The sequence below is a fragment of the uncultured Sphingomonas sp. genome, assembly GCF_936927845.1.
In the GTDB taxonomy this organism is placed as follows: Bacteria; Pseudomonadota; Alphaproteobacteria; order Sphingomonadales; family Sphingomonadaceae; genus Sphingomonas.
The window spans coordinates 14870-28672 of sequence record NZ_CAKZHV010000053.1 but is presented as its reverse complement, the minus strand read 5'-3'; the positions used below and the strand labels follow the sequence as shown (position 1 = coordinate 28672).

Here is a 13803-nt window from a genome sequence, read left to right as displayed (position 1 = left end):
ATGGTGGAGCCGAGGGGGATCGAACCCCTGACCTTCGCAATGCCATTGCGACGCTCTCCCAGCTGAGCTACGGCCCCATTCCGTTGGGAAGCGCCCACTAACCGGGCGCCGAAGGCTTGGCAAGTGGCAGTTTGCGCCACTTGCCGCCATTGTCGAAAAATCAGTTCTCGTCGTCGTCGCTCGGCGCTTCCACGCCCAGATCGTCGTCGCCGCCCAGATCGACCTCGTCGTCCGCCGAGGGCTCCTCGTCGTCGTTCGGCGCCAGATCCATGTCCTCGTCGTCACCGGCCAGGTCGTTGTCGGCTTCCTGCTTGTCGGTCTTCGCCGCCTCGAACGGCAGCGGCTGCTTCGACTTCAGGATCGGCTCGGGCGCCCACGCATAACCGCAGTTGATGCAGGTAACGGGGTCGTCCTTGGTCAGGTCATAGAAACGCGTCGCGCATTTCGGGCACGTACGCTTCGTGCCCCATTCCGGCTGGATCATGCCGTGAAAGCCTTTCGGATGGGTGGTTCTGCAGGTCGGCCCTGCGAAGTGGGGCGCGCCTTGCCATAGCACAACCCGGCTGGCAAGCGGCGCGGATGCCGCATGCCCGACCCTTCCGTCTGACCGTTCCCGCCGCCGCGCGCCTCGCAGGGCGCATCCGCGTTCCCGGCGACAAGTCGATCAGCCACCGCGCGCTCATGCTGTCCGCGCTCGCAGTCGGCGAGAGCCGCGTCGAGGGGCTGCTGGAGGGCGAGGACGTGCTCGCCACCGCCGCCGCACTCCGCGCCATGGGCGCGCAAATCGAGCGCGATGCAGCCGGCGTATGGACGATCAACGGTGTCGGCGTCGGTGGGCTGCTGCAACCCGCAGGCGCGCTCGACATGGGGAATTCGGGCACCTCGACGCGGCTGCTGATGGGGCTGATCGCCTCGCACCCGATCACCGCGACCTTCACCGGCGACGCCTCGCTGTCGGTCCGTCCGATGGAGCGCGTCATCACGCCCTTGTCGCAAATGGGCGCGGACATCACCGCCTCGCCCGGCGGGCGCCTGCCATTGATGCTGCGCGGGCTCTGCCCCGCGGTGCCGATCGAATATGAACTGCCCGTCGCCTCGGCGCAGGTGAAGTCGGCCATCCTGCTCGCCGGGCTCAACACGCCCGGCATCACCCGCGTGATCGAGCCGGTGCCGACACGCGACCACAGCGAGCGGATGCTGGCGGGCTTCGGCGCCGACGTTCGAGTCGAGCAGACCGCGCGCGGCCGCGTCATCTCGATCACTGGCGAGGCGGAGCTGCGCCCGCAACAGATCGTCGTGCCCGGTGACCCCTCGTCCGCCGCATTTTGGATGGTCGCCGCCTCGATCGTGCCCGGCAGCGAGGTCGTGATCGAGAATGTCGGGCTCAACCCCACCCGGGCTGGCCTCGTCACCGCGCTGCGCATGATGGGCGCCGACATCAACGAACTCGCTCCCCGCACCGTCGGCGGCGAGCCGGTGGCCGATCTGCGCGTCCGTCACGCCGCGTTGCGGGGCATCACCGTCCCGCACGATCTCGCGCCCGCGATGATCGACGAATATCCCGTGCTGTTCGTCGCCGCCGCCTTTGCCGCCGGCCGTACGGTCGCGCGCGGCGCGGACGAGCTGCGCGTCAAGGAAAGTGACCGTATCGCCGCGATGCGCGCCGCGCTGGAGGCGAACGGCGTTTCCGTCACCGAGCACGACGACGGTCTGTCGATCAACGGCACCAGCGGCGAAGCGATCCCCGGAGGCGGCTGCGTCGCAACCCAACTCGACCACCGCATCGCGATGAGCATGACGGTTGCCGGCCTCCACGCCCGCGCGCCCGTCATGATCGACGACGTGTCGCCAGTCGCGACCAGCTATCCCGTCTTCTTCGACCAACTCGCCCAGCTGACCGGAGCTTCCGCATGATCATCGCCGTCGATGGACCCGCCGCCTCGGGCAAGGGCACGATCGCGAAAGCGCTCGCGCGGCATTATCACCTGCCGCATCTCGACACCGGCCTGCTCTACCGCGCGGTCGCCGCTACCGTGCGCCGGATGGAACTCGATCCCGAGAAAGAGGCCGACGCGGTCGCCGCCTGCGACTTCGACGAGCTCACCCTCGCCGACCCCGCGCTGCGCGACGACGATATTGGGCAACTCGCTTCCGTCGTCTCCGCGCACCCGCTGGTCCGCGCAGCCCTGCTCCAGCGGCAGAAAAGGTTCGCGCACCAGGAAGGCGGCGCGGTGCTCGACGGGCGCGATATTGGCACCGTGATCGCACCCGATGCGCGCGCCAAACTGTTCGTCCGCGCGACGCCTACGATCCGGGCGCAGCGCCGTCACAACGAGCTCAAGAACCGCGGCAGCGCCGTCAGCTTCGATCAGGTGCTCGCCGACATTCGCGCGCGCGACGAACGTGACAGCAGCCGCTCGGCCGCGCCGCTCGTGCCCGCCGCCGACGCCGCCTTGCTCGACACCAGTTTCCTGTCGATCGACGCGTCGATCGCGAAGGCGATCGCGCTGGTCGAGGCGCGCCGCGACCCCGCGTAAGCGCTGCTTGCCTGCGCACCCGCGCTCGCGTATAGCCTAGCCGTCCAGCGAGCCGATGTTCGCGGAGGCACGGCGCGGCGGGCTCGTCCCTTCGCGCCCTTTTCGCATTGGCGTCTTGGTCCTCCCTTGAACGATCGGCTTGCGCGGATACCGCGTCCGGCATGGGGTCGGCGCGGTGTTTTGGCCCTGGGGTTAAACCCTAGACCAGCGGAACCAACCGCTTGGCCGGAAACGACAACGTTTAGGACTTACGGATTTATGGCCTCTACGGCAGCTCCCTCACGCGACGATTTCGCGGCAATGCTCGATGACATGTTCGGCGGCGCCGACAGCTTCGAGGGCCGCGTGGTGCTCGGCACCGTTACCGGCATCGAGAATGACCTGGCCGTCATTGACGTCGGCCTGAAGAGCGAAGGTCGCGTGCCGCTGCGCGAGTTCGCGCCCGCGCCCGGTCAGAAGGCCGAGCTGAAGGTCGGCGACGAAGTCGAGGTCTACGTCGATCGCGTCGAGAACATGCACGGCGAAGCGATGCTCAGCCGCGACCGTGCGCGCCGCGAAGCCGCCTGGGACAAGCTCGAGGTCGAATTCGCGAAGACCGCGCGCGTCGAGGGCACGATCTTCGGCCGCGTCAAGGGCGGCTTCACCGTCGACCTGTCGGGCGCCGTTGCCTTCCTGCCGGGTTCGCAGGTCGACATCCGCCCGGTGCGCGACGTCACCCCGCTGATGGACATTCCGCAGCCGTTCCAGATCCTCAAGATGGACCGCAAGCGCGGCAACATCGTCGTGTCGCGTCGCGCGGTGCTCGAGGAAACCCGCGCCGAGCAGCGCTCGGGCCTGATCCAGAGCCTGGCCGAGGGTCAGATCATCGAAGGCGTGGTCAAGAACATCACCGATTACGGCGCGTTCGTTGATCTGGGCGGCATTGACGGCCTGCTCCACGTCACCGACCTGTCGTACAAGCGTGTCCAGCACCCGTCGGAGATGATCAACATCGGCGACACCGTGCGCGTTCAGATCATTCGCATCAACAAGGACACGCAGCGCATCTCGCTTGGCATGAAGCAGCTCGAGAGCGATCCGTGGGATGGCGCGGGCGTTAAGTATCCGGTCGGCGCGAAGCTGTCGGGCCGCGTCACCAACATCACCGAATACGGTGCCTTCGTCGAGCTCGAGCCGGGCATCGAGGGTCTGGTCCACGTGTCGGAGATGAGCTGGACCAAGAAGAACGTCCACCCGGGCAAGATCGTCTCGACCAGCCAGGAAGTCGACGTGGTGGTGCTCGAGGTCGACGCCGAGAAGCGCCGCATTTCGCTCGGCCTCAAGCAGGCGCAGGCCAATCCGTGGGAGGCGTTCGCCGCCGCTCATCCGGTCGGTTCGACCGTCGAAGGCGAAGTCAAGAACGCGACCGAGTTCGGCCTGTTCATCGGCCTCGACAACGACGTCGACGGCATGGTCCACATGTCCGACATCGCCTGGGGCGTGTCGGGTGAGGACGCGCTCAACCTCCATCGCAAGGGTGAGACGGTGCAGGCCGTCGTGCTCGACATCGACTCGGAGAAGGAGCGCATCTCGCTCGGCATGAAGCAGCTCGAGCGTGGCGGCCCCGTCGCCGCGGGTGCGGGCGACCGGATCGGCAAGAACCAGATCGTCACTGTCACGGTGCTCGAGGTTCGCGACGCCGGTCTCGAAGTGCAGCAGGGTGACGACGGCGCGACCGGCTTCATCAAGCGCACCGACCTCGGCCGCGACCGCGACGAGCAGCGTCCGGAGCGTTTCCAGGTCGGCCAGAAGTTCGACGCGATGGTGACCGGTTTCGACCGTTCCAAGAAGCCGACCTTCTCGATCAAGGCGATGCAGATCTCCGAGGAGAAGCAGGCCGTCGCGCAATACGGTTCGTCCGACTCGGGTGCGTCGCTGGGCGACATCCTGGGCGAAGCGCTCAAGGCTCGCGACTCGAAGAAGTAAGCGTCCGTTTCACAACGGAACACTTGCGAAGGGGTCGGCACTGCCGGCCCCTTTTCGTTTCGATGCCATAATGACGTTTCGGTCCTATCCCGCGCCTCTATTTACCTGTATCAACTGGGCTGCGTAGGGCTCGTCCCGCCAAGTGTTGCGAATGTGGGGAAGCGAATGATTCGGTCGGAACTCGTCAACCGGCTCACCGAAGAGAATCCGGAATTGTCCCAGCGCGATGTCGAGGCGATCGTTTCCACCTTCTTCGACCAGATCGTCGATCGTCTCGCCGCCAACGGTCGTGTCGAGCTGCGCGGGTTCGGTGCCTTCTCCACGCGCCAGCGCGACGAGCGCACCGGGCGCAATCCCCGTACCGGCGAGACGGTCGACGTGACCGCGAAGCGCGTGCCCTATTTCAAGCCCGGCAAGGAAATGCGTCAGCGCCTGAACGTCTGACCGCTTCGACTTTCACGCTTCGATGCTTGACGCGCGACACCGAAGCGCGCTCAAGCGCGAAGCTGATGCGCGGACGTGGCGGAATCGGTAGACGCTGGAGACTTAAAATCTTCTGCCCATGGCGTGCGGGTTCGAGTCCCGCCGTCCGCACCATCATCGCAGCCGCGAGTCTGCCCGCGCTGCTGCTGACAACCTCGTGCGATCGTCGCGCCGACACAGGTCCCGTGGTGGTCAGCGTGATCGGTGAAGCGCCCGCGCTCGCCGGAGCGGATCGCCGCCTGCTCGCCACGGCGGATCGCCTGCTGACCGACGCGGTCGCGGAGGGGCTGGTCCGCTTTGATGCCGCCGGCCAGATCGAAGGCGGCCTTGCCGAGCGCTGGACCGTCACCGACGACGGCACCAGCTACATCTTTCGTCTGCGTGAAGCGCGCTGGACCAACGGCGAGCCGGTGCGCGCGCAGCAGGTCGTCTCGCTGCTCAAGCGTCAGCTCGCGCGCGGCGCACGCAACAGCCTCGCGCCCTATCTCAGCGCGATCGACGACGTGGTCGAAATGACGCCCGAGGTCATCGAGATCGAACTCGCCCGGCCGCGTCCCGATTTGCTCAAATTGTTCGCACAGCCCGAACTCGCCCTGGTGCGCGCGTCCGCCGGCGGCGGTGCCGGTCCATTCCGCGTCGCGAACAGCGGCACGCACGCGGTGCTGCTGCGACCGATCGAGGACCCCGACCCCGACGCCGATGCGCCGACGCCCGAGGACAACGTCCGCCTGATCGGGGAGCGTGCCGCGCGCGCGATCGTGCGCTTCGTCAATCGTCAGGCCGATCTGGTCGCAGGAGGTACCCTCGCCGACTGGCCGCTCGTCCAGCGCGCCGACCCGACCGCCGCGACGATCCGCGTCGATCCCGCTGCGGGGTTGTTCGGGCTCGCAGTAACGCGCCGCGACGGGTTGCTGGCGGACCCGCAGACCCGCGCCGCCCTCGCCGCCGCATTTGACCGCGCAGCGCTCGTCGCCGCCGTCTCGCCCGATTGGACCGGGGCCGAGACACTGCTGCCCGATCAGCTCGACTCGCTCTCTCCGCCGACGCAACCCGCTTGGGCATCCGAGCCGCGCGAGCAGCGTCTCGCCGCGATCCGCGCACGCGTCGCCACGTGGCGCGCGACCGCCGGCACTCCAACGCTCGGCTTGGCACTGCCTGCGGGTACCGGCGGTACGCTGCTCTGGACGCGGCTCGCCGCCGATCTCTACGCGATGGGGATCAGGCCGGTCCGCCTTGCGCTCGACGAGCCCGCCGCCGACCTGCGCCTGGTCGACCTGGTCGCCCCATACGACAGCGCGCGCTGGTACCTGTCGGAGGCATGCCTCGCTTGCTCGGACGAGGCGCAGCAGGCGATTGAGGCCGCGCGGCTCGCCCCGACGCTCGACGCGCGGGCGGCGACGATCGCACGCGCTGACATCGCACTCACCGCCGACGCCGCCTTCATCCCCCTCGCCCGACCGTTCCGCTGGTCGCTTGTCTCCCTCAGGCTCGCGCAGTGGCAGGCGAACGCGCGCGCATGGCATCCGTTGAACCGCTTGCGCCGCGATACCAGATAATCGTCATGCCACGCCCCGTTTCCATGCCGCCCGGCCTCGCCGCGGCCAACCTGCCCCTCGGCCGCGACCCTGCCTCGGTCCGGCGCCGGCTGGTCGCGATGGAACAGTTGCTCGAAGGGCTGTTCGTCATCCCGGGCATCAACCGCCGCGTCGGGCTCGACGTCATACTCGGGCTCGTTCCGGTAGCGGGTGACGCCATCGCCGCCGCGTTGGGCGGCTGGCTGGTGTGGGAAGCGCGCAATCTCGGCATGAGCAAGGCATCGCTGCTGCGCATGACCGGTCGCGTGGGCTTCGACGCGCTGCTGGGATTGATCCCCTTCGTCGGTGACGCCGCCGACATCTACTATCGCTCGAATACCAAGAACCTGAAGCGCATCCTGCGCCACCTCGACAAGCATCACCCCGCCACCGTGACGGTTGAGGGGTAACCGTCGGGGGTTAGTAGAGCAGGAACGGCGCGCGCGTCTCGGCCCAGGCGCGCTCGTCGGGCAGCGTCAGCGCGTCGAGATCGCCGGGCTCCGCACCTGCGTCGTCGACCCATTCGCGTAACGCCGGCCCACCGTTGATGACGTCGATCGCCAGCTTGTCGAACTCATATTCGTACGGGAAATCGCGCCACAGCGCGTAATCAGGCTGCAGCGCACGCAGCGCCTTGAACGCGAGTGCCTGCAATCGCCACGGTCGGAACGCCGCGTGGTCGTATGCCGCCCCTTCGGCGTGGATGAATAGCCCTGCGCATAGCTGACCGGCATGTTTGTGGAACGTCGGCTGGAACCAGATGTCACGCAGCGCGCATTCCCTCATCCACTCGGGCGCGAGCGCGCGCATCTTCGCGATCATCGCGCGCGCGTCCATGTCGGGGGCGCCGAACAATTCGAGCGGCCGCGTCGTTCCGCGCCCTTCCGACAGCGTGGTACCTTCCAGCATCACCGTCCCGGCATAAGCGCGCGCCATGTTGACGTTCGCCGCATTGGGGCTGGGATTGATCCACACCCGCGTCTCGGGCCAGCCGTATCCCGGCGCCGCCTCGGGCATCCACCCTTCCATCGCGATGACCCGGTAATCGACGTCCAATCGGTAGTGCGCGACGAACCAATGCCCGAGTTCGCCCAGCGTCATGCCGTGCCGCATCGGCATCGGCCCTGCCCCGACGAAACTCTCCCAGCCGCTGCGCAGCGTCAGGCCCTCGATCGGCCGCCCCGCCGGGTTGGGCCGGTCGAGCACCCACACCGATTTGCCGTGCGCCGCTGCCGCCTCCAGCACGTAGAGCAACGTCGTCACGAACGTATAGATGCGGCATCCCACGTCCTGCAGGTCGACCAGCATGACGTCGAACGTGTCCATCGACTCACGCGTCGGTCGCCGCACCTCGCCGTACAGGCTGAACACCGGCATGCCATAGGTCGGGTCGGTAAAGTCGGGCGACTCCATCATATTGTCCTGCAGATCGCCGCGCACGCCGTGCTGCGGCCCGAACACCGCCGACACGTTCACGCCTGCCGCCATCAACGCGTCGAGCGAGTGCGTCAGATCGGCGGTCACCGACGCCGGATGCGCGAGCAGCGCAACGCGCTTGCCCTCCAGTTCGCGGCGAAGGCTCGCGTCGGCGAGCAGGCGGTCGATCCCGAAGTTCATGGATGCGCTGGTGCCGCCAGCCGCGCGGCAAAGCAATCGCGATGATGGAAGTCGGGTGCGCCTGGCGGGTGCTGGAGCGCCCAGAACGAGCGCCGCGCTCCCTGCTCCTCGATCACAGCGGTCAACGACATCAACAGCTCGCCGTGCGGCAGACCACCCAGATCGCAGTCGACCGCAACGCCGTCCACCGTCCGCTCGACGTGCGGGATCACGTCGCGCGGCAGGTCCGCCATACCGTCGCGGTAGCCATCGAACGCATACGCCGCCCAAGCGCCCGAGGGCGAGAAGTTGAATTCGACGTAATGCTCCTCGTCGTCGAACATCAGGAACAGCTCGAAACAGGTCGTCCGCCACAATCCGTCGCTACGCACCGCGCTGGTCCGTTCGGGCCACATCACCGCCTTCCCGCCATCCACCGCGTAGGTCAGCAGTACGCCGCCGCCGTCGATCACACGCACATCGACCGTCACGCCGCTGACGCCAAGCAGAGGATGATCGGGGTGCGGCGTCAGCGAATAGCGCGTCATTCCCGCACTCTAGGAAAAGCCTGCGCAAATCGCTATGTCCGCGCACTCTCATGGCAACGCAACTTCCCTCCCCGCCCCGCGTGGGCATGGTGTCGCTCGGCTGTCCCAAGAACTTGGTCGACAGCGAGCGTATCCTGACCCAGCTTCGCGCCGACGGTTATCAGATGAGCGCCGATTACTCCGGCGCCGACGTCGTGCTGGTCAACACCTGCGGCTTCCTCGATTCTGCCAAGGAGGAGAGCCTGGAGGCGATCGGCGAGGCGATCGCGGAGAATGGTCGCGTCATCGTCACCGGCTGCATGGGCAAGGAAGCCGAGGCGATCCGCACCCGCTTCCCCAGTGTCCTAGCGATCACCGGCGCGCACGAATATGAGCAGGTGGTGGAGGCAGTCCACGCCGCCGCGCCCGCCGCGATCAGCCCCTACGTCGATCTGATCCCCGACGCCGGGTTGAAGCTCACCCCGCGCCACTACAGCTATTTGAAGATCTCGGAAGGCTGCAATCACCGCTGCTCCTTCTGCATCATCCCGTCCTTGCGCGGCGATCTCGTCAGCCGCCGCCCCGACGCGATCCTGCGCGAGGCGGAGAAGCTGGTCGCCGCGGGCACGCGCGAACTGCTCGTCATTAGCCAGGACACTAGTGCCTACGGTATAGACATCCGCCGCGAACCGCGCACGTGGAAGGGCCGCGAAGTCGTGCCGCACATGACCGATCTCGCGCGCGAACTCGGCCAGATCGCGCCCTGGGTCCGGCTGCACTACGTCTATCCCTACCCGCACGTCGATCAGGTCATTCCGCTGATGGCGGAGGGACTGGTGCTCCCCTACTTAGACATTCCGTTCCAGCACGCCGCACCGTCGGTGCTGCGCCGGATGAAGCGGCCCGCAAACGACGCCAAGGTGCTCGACCGCATCCGCGCGTGGCGCGACATCTGCCCCGATATCGCGATCCGCTCGACCTTCGTCGTCGGCTTCCCCGGCGAGACCGACGCCGATTTCGAATATCTGCTCGACTGGCTGGATGAAGCGCAGCTCGACCGCGTCGGCGCGTTCCGCTTCGAACCTGTCGAAGGCGCGAGCGCCAACCTCCTGCCCGATCACGTGCCCGAGGAGGTCAAGGAGGAGCGCTACGCCCGCGTGATGGAGAAGACCGCGGCAATTTCGGCGGCCAAGCTCCAGCGCAAGATCGGCCGCACGCTCGACGTCATCATCGACGCGGTCGACCTGGAGAGCGGTGGTGCTACCGGACGCTCCTACGCCGACGCGCCCGAGATCGACGGTGAGGTACAGTTGCGCGATGCCGGTCACCTGACCCTCGGCGACATCGTGCCCGTCCAGATCGAGGACGCCGACGACCACGACCTCTACGGCGTGCCTGCCTAAGTCGGATACGCCCGTCATACCGGCCTTGAGCCGGGATCAAGCTACCTTCCTGCCGCGAAGGTAAAAGCGCGAACCCGAGTCATGTCCGAGAAGACGATGGCAGGATCAGGCCCCGAACTCCGGTCCCTCCGGATCGGGCCAGAAGTCCGGCTCGCTCTCGTCTTGCTCGTCCTGCTCGCGCACAACCGGCAGCGTCGGGGCACCGCCCCCGATCCGCACGCGCGCATATCCGACGCTGCCCACCAGGCCCTGATAGATGGCGGCCACCTCGTCACCCGCCCTGATCCGCGCGCCGATCCACGGGGCACGCTCGGCACTCAGATAGCCGACCTGCAAGCCGCTCGGGCTGAATACCGCCACCGCATGCGGGTCGACCGGATTGCGCGGCTCGGGCACCAGCGTCATCGCCGCGCCGGGTGACAACAGCATCAGCTCGGACCGCCGGTTCGAGCGCGTGCGATCGTTGTTGGGAAAGTCGATCCCGACGATCGCCAGCGTCAGCTCCTTCATGGGCGAACGGCGATCGGGGGCATACGCAGACGCTCCAGTTGGTAGCGGAGGACTGCTACCACTTTGAGCGTTCGGTGAAGACCATAAAAGTTTGATCCGGAGGGCCGCGCATTGCGGCCCCTCTCCCAGCCTTAGCCCTGCAGCGCGAGCCCGCGACCCGCCCCGACGCGCTCGCTTCTGATCACGCCACCTTCACGACTTGCGCCGGCCGACCCCGATTCGGCCGACGCTTTCGTGCGCCCATCGAACTTCCGCACCGGGGCCGGAACGATGTCGACTATTCAGCAGCCAGCAGCTGCAGTTACCGCACGCCAGACACGTCAGATCATGAAGGGGTTTGCCGCCCAGCTGAGCGGCCGCGGTGAACGCGGCGCCGATCGCAAGGTGCGTCGAGGCAGCTACGACGTCGACGATCGGCGCGCGCGGATCTCGCGCCCGATCGGCGACGGTACGACCGCCGGCGCGCTAGGCTGGATCGACTGCTTGCTGAAGGTGGTGTCGGAGTGGGACGACGCCGAGCGGCGCAAAGGCGGTGCCCGCCCGCTAGGTCTGCATGGCATGCGCGTGCTCGAGGCCCTGCTTGGCCGTCGTGGCGGAGTCGGCATAGACTTCCGCACCGGCTGCATAGAGCCCGCGCTCGACACGATCGCGAAGGCCGCCGACGTCAGCCGCACGACGGTGGTGCGGGCGCTGAACACGCTCAAGCGGATCAAGGTACTCGACTGGGTGCGGCGCACGCAGCGCACCGGAAAGGACGGCCTCTTCGGCCCGCAGCGCGAGCAGGTGTCGAACAGCTACGCCTTCACCCCCGAAGCCTTCCCTGCCCGGCTGCTACGGCGGTTCCGCGACCTGTTGGCACGCAAACGCCTGGCGCGGCAGAACACGCTCAGCGGTGCACCACCGGTTCCTGCCGAGCCATCCTGCCCCGAGATGCGAGCCGCCCTCGCCCGGATGGAAGCGACGATCGCCTTCCGCTCTGAAGGCCAGAACGCGAGTACACCATGCGGTCAGTATCACCGCTCAGGGGTTGAAGGATAAAAGGAATGGCCTTGTTTGGACGAGGCCATGCGCAGATTTGATCACCCCCAACCCGGCACCATCACCCGCCTCCCCACTCGACCGCCAAGACCCGGCTGTTGAGCGTGGCGGCTTACGCCGCCCCGATGCTCGGCGAGGGGGTGGAGCAGGAACCGTGCCGAACCGTCGCGCGCGTAGCGTGCAATGAAGCCGGGCAACGCGCGATCTGAGCAGCTCGACCAAGCCGAACTTTTTACTGCGAAACACGTCGCGTTGCGCATGGACCCACTGCGCGGTGTCCGGCACCCAGGCCGCCCCACTTTCGACCCCCCCGGGGGTCAGGCGGCCTCGGCCGAGCCCTCGCCGCCGTCGGCCGCGATCGGCGCGCCGGCGAGCAGCGCCGCCCAGGCATCGAACAGGCGACGACGCGGGCCCAGGTAGGCCGCGCGGTTGTACGCGCCCTCGACCTTGCGGTTGATCGTGCCGACCTCGGCCTTGTCGCCGGCGTGGGCGTGTCCGAGCGCGCGGTCGATCGCGGCACGCTCGGCCGGCATCCGCTCGTTCAGGATCGTCGAGAAGCTGGCACGACAGCCGTGCGGAACGTGGCGGCCGCCAAAGCCGGCGCGTTTGTACAGCGCGCCGATCGCGCCCTCGGCAACGTCGCCGAAGATCAGCTCGTCGCCGCGGTCACGCATATTTGCATCGCCACGATGCATATTCGCTGCGCGCAGCACCGCCACCGCGGACGCGCTGAGCGGCACCAGGTGATCGTTCCGCGCCTCGGCCTTCTCGGCGACCTTCAGCTTCATGCGCTGGGCCGGCACGCGCCAAAGTGGCGCTGACCCGTCGAGATCCTCGATCTCGCGCCAACGCGCCCCGCGAACCGCCGCCAACCGAACCGCGGTCAGCATCAGGAACGCGGCCGCGCCTTTAGTCGCCGGCGACGCGTCCAGCTGGTCGACCGCCGCACACAGGGCGCGCACGTCATCGAGCTCGGTCAGCGCCGGCTGCGGCCGCGCCGGCGGCGGGGGCAGCAGCGCATCGGTGATGACGGCCGCTGGATCGCGCTCAGCCCAGCCCTGCGCAATCGCGTGCTTGAACACACCGGAAATCCGCTGCCGAACGCGTCGCGCGGTCTCAAGGCGGCCGCGCTGCTCGAGCGTGCGCAGCGCGCTCAGCACGACCGGCGTCGTGATCGCCTCGATCGGCATGGCGCCGATCACCGGGAAAATGTCGCGCTCGAGGCTCGCCATCACGTCAACCGCATGCGTCGCCGACCAGCGCGCGCGGCGCTGCTCGAACCAGTCGCGGGATACATACTCGAAAGCACGAACTTTCGCCGCTTCGTCGACGTCGCACTCGCGAGGATCCTCGCCGCGGGCGAGCTGCGCTCGCGCTTGGCCGGCGCGCTGGCGCGCGACATCGAGTGAGATCTCCGGCCACTGGCCGAACGTTAACAGCTGCTCCTTGCCCTCCCAGCGAAATCGAAAACGGAACGAGCGACGGCCGTTCGGCGCGACGTAGAGGTGGAGGCCGCCGGCGTCGGCGAGCTTGTAGCCGGCCGCGCGCGGCCGCGCGGCTTTCACCGCGGCGTTCGTCAGCATAGAACCTCACACATGATGATAGGTGAATTCGGGCAGTGGATAGGCGGCGCCGTTCAGTGGCTTATCGACACCATTGGTAAGCTGGGGCCGTTGTCGGTCGCCGTCGCAGTATTCGTCGCGAACCAACGTCATAACGCTTGGACTAGCGGGGCCGTCATTCGGACCGCCAATCTTGAAGATCAGAAAATGCGGCTGGCGTTGCTCGACAGGAGGTTAGCTGTAATCGAGCACATCAGGACCGTGCGCAATCAGCTTGGCCCGTCGCTGAAAGGCGCTGATGCACTAAGCGCCGTGCTCGACGCCCTTCGTGAAGCCGAGCTTATATTTGAAGATGATGAGCAGAAGGCGATCAACGCATGCTTGCACGTCGTGGTCGGCTACCAGAACCATTACGGTAGAACCTTCGAGCTTCTCACCGGCGACGAATTACAAGACGGTCTGATCGCTCACCAGCAATGCCTCGCAGCGATTAACGGGGTTCTTACCCGATTGCGCGAAGCTGCGCGGATCCGAGTGCTGCCGCCTCTAGCTGCTCCACCTAAGTGGCACCTTCGCGGCTAACGGCGGACAGACCATCCGCCGCGCCC

General features: G+C 67.3%; 14 protein-coding genes and 2 tRNA genes. 10 read left to right on the top strand and 6 right to left on the bottom strand.

The genetic code is table 11. The features are described 5' to 3' along the window. Window position 1 precedes the first annotated feature (1 nt). A tRNA-Ala gene (locus Q0579_RS07395) sits at window positions 2-77 on the bottom strand. Between the two features lie 83 nt (window positions 78-160). Next, window positions 161-484, bottom strand: coding sequence for a TIGR02300 family protein (locus Q0579_RS07390; RefSeq protein ID WP_298810685.1), 324 nt, complete (start codon window positions 482-484; stop codon window positions 161-163). 95 nt (window positions 485-579) lie between these two features. On the opposite strand from Q0579_RS07390, the gene aroA reads away from it, so the two are divergent. The 7 genes from aroA to Q0579_RS07355 all read left to right on the top strand — a co-directional run bounded on the left by aroA (window position 580) and on the right by Q0579_RS07355 (window position 6969). Continuing rightward, window positions 580-1914 (top strand): 3-phosphoshikimate 1-carboxyvinyltransferase, encoded by a 1335-nt coding sequence (aroA, locus tag Q0579_RS07385; RefSeq protein ID WP_298810683.1) that lies wholly within the window; start codon window positions 580-582, stop codon window positions 1912-1914. Then, window positions 1911-2537 (top strand): (d)CMP kinase, encoded by a 627-nt coding sequence (gene cmk / locus Q0579_RS07380; RefSeq protein WP_298810682.1) that lies wholly within the window; start codon window positions 1911-1913, stop codon window positions 2535-2537. The genes aroA and cmk overlap by 4 nt, the downstream gene beginning before the upstream one ends. A 258-nt stretch (window positions 2538-2795) precedes the next feature. Further along, window positions 2796-4502, top strand: coding sequence for a 30S ribosomal protein S1 (gene rpsA, locus Q0579_RS07375; RefSeq protein ID WP_298810680.1), 1707 nt, complete (start codon window positions 2796-2798; stop codon window positions 4500-4502). 165 nt (window positions 4503-4667) lie between these two features. Continuing rightward, entirely contained in the window at window positions 4668-4946 is a 279-nt protein-coding gene (gene ihfB, locus Q0579_RS07370; protein ID WP_298810678.1) for an integration host factor subunit beta, read from the top strand. A gap of 69 nt (window positions 4947-5015) precedes the next feature. Next, window positions 5016-5099 (top strand) — tRNA-Leu (locus tag Q0579_RS07365). Window positions 5100-5170: 71 nt separating this feature from the next. Continuing rightward, window positions 5171-6541 carry an ABC transporter substrate-binding protein gene (locus tag Q0579_RS07360; RefSeq protein WP_298810676.1) on the top strand — a complete coding sequence of 457 codons (1371 nt, stop codon included), beginning with the start codon at window positions 5171-5173 and terminating at the stop codon, window positions 6539-6541. A gap of 5 nt (window positions 6542-6546) precedes the next feature. Further along, the gene (locus tag Q0579_RS07355; RefSeq protein ID WP_298810674.1) at window positions 6547-6969 is read left to right on the top strand and encodes a DUF4112 domain-containing protein; all 423 of its coding nucleotides are present in this window, start codon (window positions 6547-6549) and stop codon (window positions 6967-6969) included. 10 nt (window positions 6970-6979) lie between these two features. On the opposite strand, the gene Q0579_RS07350 is transcribed toward Q0579_RS07355, so the two are convergent. Then, window positions 6980-8176, bottom strand: a complete 1197-nt coding sequence (locus Q0579_RS07350) for a DUF1343 domain-containing protein (RefSeq protein WP_298810672.1) — start codon at window positions 8174-8176, stop codon at window positions 6980-6982. Then, window positions 8173-8703, bottom strand: coding sequence for a DOMON-like domain-containing protein (locus tag Q0579_RS07345; protein WP_298810670.1), 531 nt, complete (start codon window positions 8701-8703; stop codon window positions 8173-8175). Before Q0579_RS07345 ends, Q0579_RS07350 begins: the two co-directional genes overlap by 4 nt. 50 nt (window positions 8704-8753) lie before the next feature. Here Q0579_RS07345 and rimO point away from each other — a divergent pair, with 50 nt between their 5' ends. Continuing rightward, complete coding sequence (gene rimO, locus Q0579_RS07340; protein ID WP_298810667.1) at window positions 8754-10085, top strand: 30S ribosomal protein S12 methylthiotransferase RimO; 1332 nt, start codon at window positions 8754-8756, stop codon at window positions 10083-10085. A 105-nt stretch (window positions 10086-10190) separates the two neighbouring features. Here rimO and Q0579_RS07335 read toward each other — a convergent pair whose 3' ends face one another. Next, window positions 10191-10595 carry an HIRAN domain-containing protein gene (locus tag Q0579_RS07335; RefSeq protein ID WP_298810665.1) on the bottom strand — a complete coding sequence of 135 codons (405 nt, stop codon included), beginning with the start codon at window positions 10593-10595 and terminating at the stop codon, window positions 10191-10193. 270 nt (window positions 10596-10865) lie between these two features. Here Q0579_RS07335 and Q0579_RS07330 point away from each other — a divergent pair, with 270 nt between their 5' ends. Further along, on the top strand, window positions 10866-11633 hold the full coding sequence (locus Q0579_RS07330; protein ID WP_298810662.1) for a hypothetical protein: 768 nt from the start codon (window positions 10866-10868) through the stop codon (window positions 11631-11633). A 317-nt stretch (window positions 11634-11950) separates the two neighbouring features. Here Q0579_RS07330 and Q0579_RS07325 read toward each other — a convergent pair whose 3' ends face one another. Then, complete coding sequence (locus Q0579_RS07325; RefSeq protein WP_298810660.1) at window positions 11951-13216, bottom strand: integrase arm-type DNA-binding domain-containing protein; 1266 nt, start codon at window positions 13214-13216, stop codon at window positions 11951-11953. Between the two features lie 12 nt (window positions 13217-13228). Between Q0579_RS07325 and Q0579_RS07320 the strand changes: the two genes are divergently transcribed. Further along, a complete protein-coding gene (locus Q0579_RS07320) occupies window positions 13229-13777 on the top strand; it encodes a hypothetical protein (RefSeq protein ID WP_298810657.1) in 549 nt (182 codons plus the stop codon). The last annotated feature ends 26 nt before the right edge of the window (window positions 13778-13803 follow it).

Excerpts from the sequence above, each read along its gene's own strand:
- rpsA (WP_298810680.1), top strand. The coding sequence starts at position 2,796 with ATGGCCTCTACGGCAGCTCCCTCACGCGACGATTTCGCGGCAATGCTC.
- Q0579_RS07335 (WP_298810665.1), bottom strand. The coding sequence starts at position 10,595 with ATGAAGGAGCTGACGCTGGCGATCGTCGGGATCGACTTTCCCAACAAC.
- Q0579_RS07345 (WP_298810670.1), bottom strand. The coding sequence starts at position 8,703 with ATGACGCGCTATTCGCTGACGCCGCACCCCGATCATCCTCTGCTTGGC.
- aroA (WP_298810683.1), top strand. The coding sequence starts at position 580 with ATGCCGCATGCCCGACCCTTCCGTCTGACCGTTCCCGCCGCCGCGCGC.
- rimO (WP_298810667.1), top strand. The coding sequence starts at position 8,754 with ATGGCAACGCAACTTCCCTCCCCGCCCCGCGTGGGCATGGTGTCGCTC.
- Q0579_RS07330 (WP_298810662.1), top strand. The coding sequence starts at position 10,866 with ATGTCGACTATTCAGCAGCCAGCAGCTGCAGTTACCGCACGCCAGACA.
- ihfB (WP_298810678.1), top strand. The coding sequence starts at position 4,668 with ATGATTCGGTCGGAACTCGTCAACCGGCTCACCGAAGAGAATCCGGAA.
- Q0579_RS07350 (WP_298810672.1), bottom strand. The coding sequence starts at position 8,176 with ATGAACTTCGGGATCGACCGCCTGCTCGCCGACGCGAGCCTTCGCCGC.
- Q0579_RS07355 (WP_298810674.1), top strand. The coding sequence starts at position 6,547 with ATGCCACGCCCCGTTTCCATGCCGCCCGGCCTCGCCGCGGCCAACCTG.
- Q0579_RS07325 (WP_298810660.1), bottom strand. The coding sequence starts at position 13,216 with ATGCTGACGAACGCCGCGGTGAAAGCCGCGCGGCCGCGCGCGGCCGGC.
- Q0579_RS07390 (WP_298810685.1), bottom strand. The coding sequence starts at position 484 with ATGATCCAGCCGGAATGGGGCACGAAGCGTACGTGCCCGAAATGCGCG.
- cmk (WP_298810682.1), top strand. The coding sequence starts at position 1,911 with ATGATCATCGCCGTCGATGGACCCGCCGCCTCGGGCAAGGGCACGATC.
- Q0579_RS07320 (WP_298810657.1), top strand. The coding sequence starts at position 13,229 with ATGATGATAGGTGAATTCGGGCAGTGGATAGGCGGCGCCGTTCAGTGG.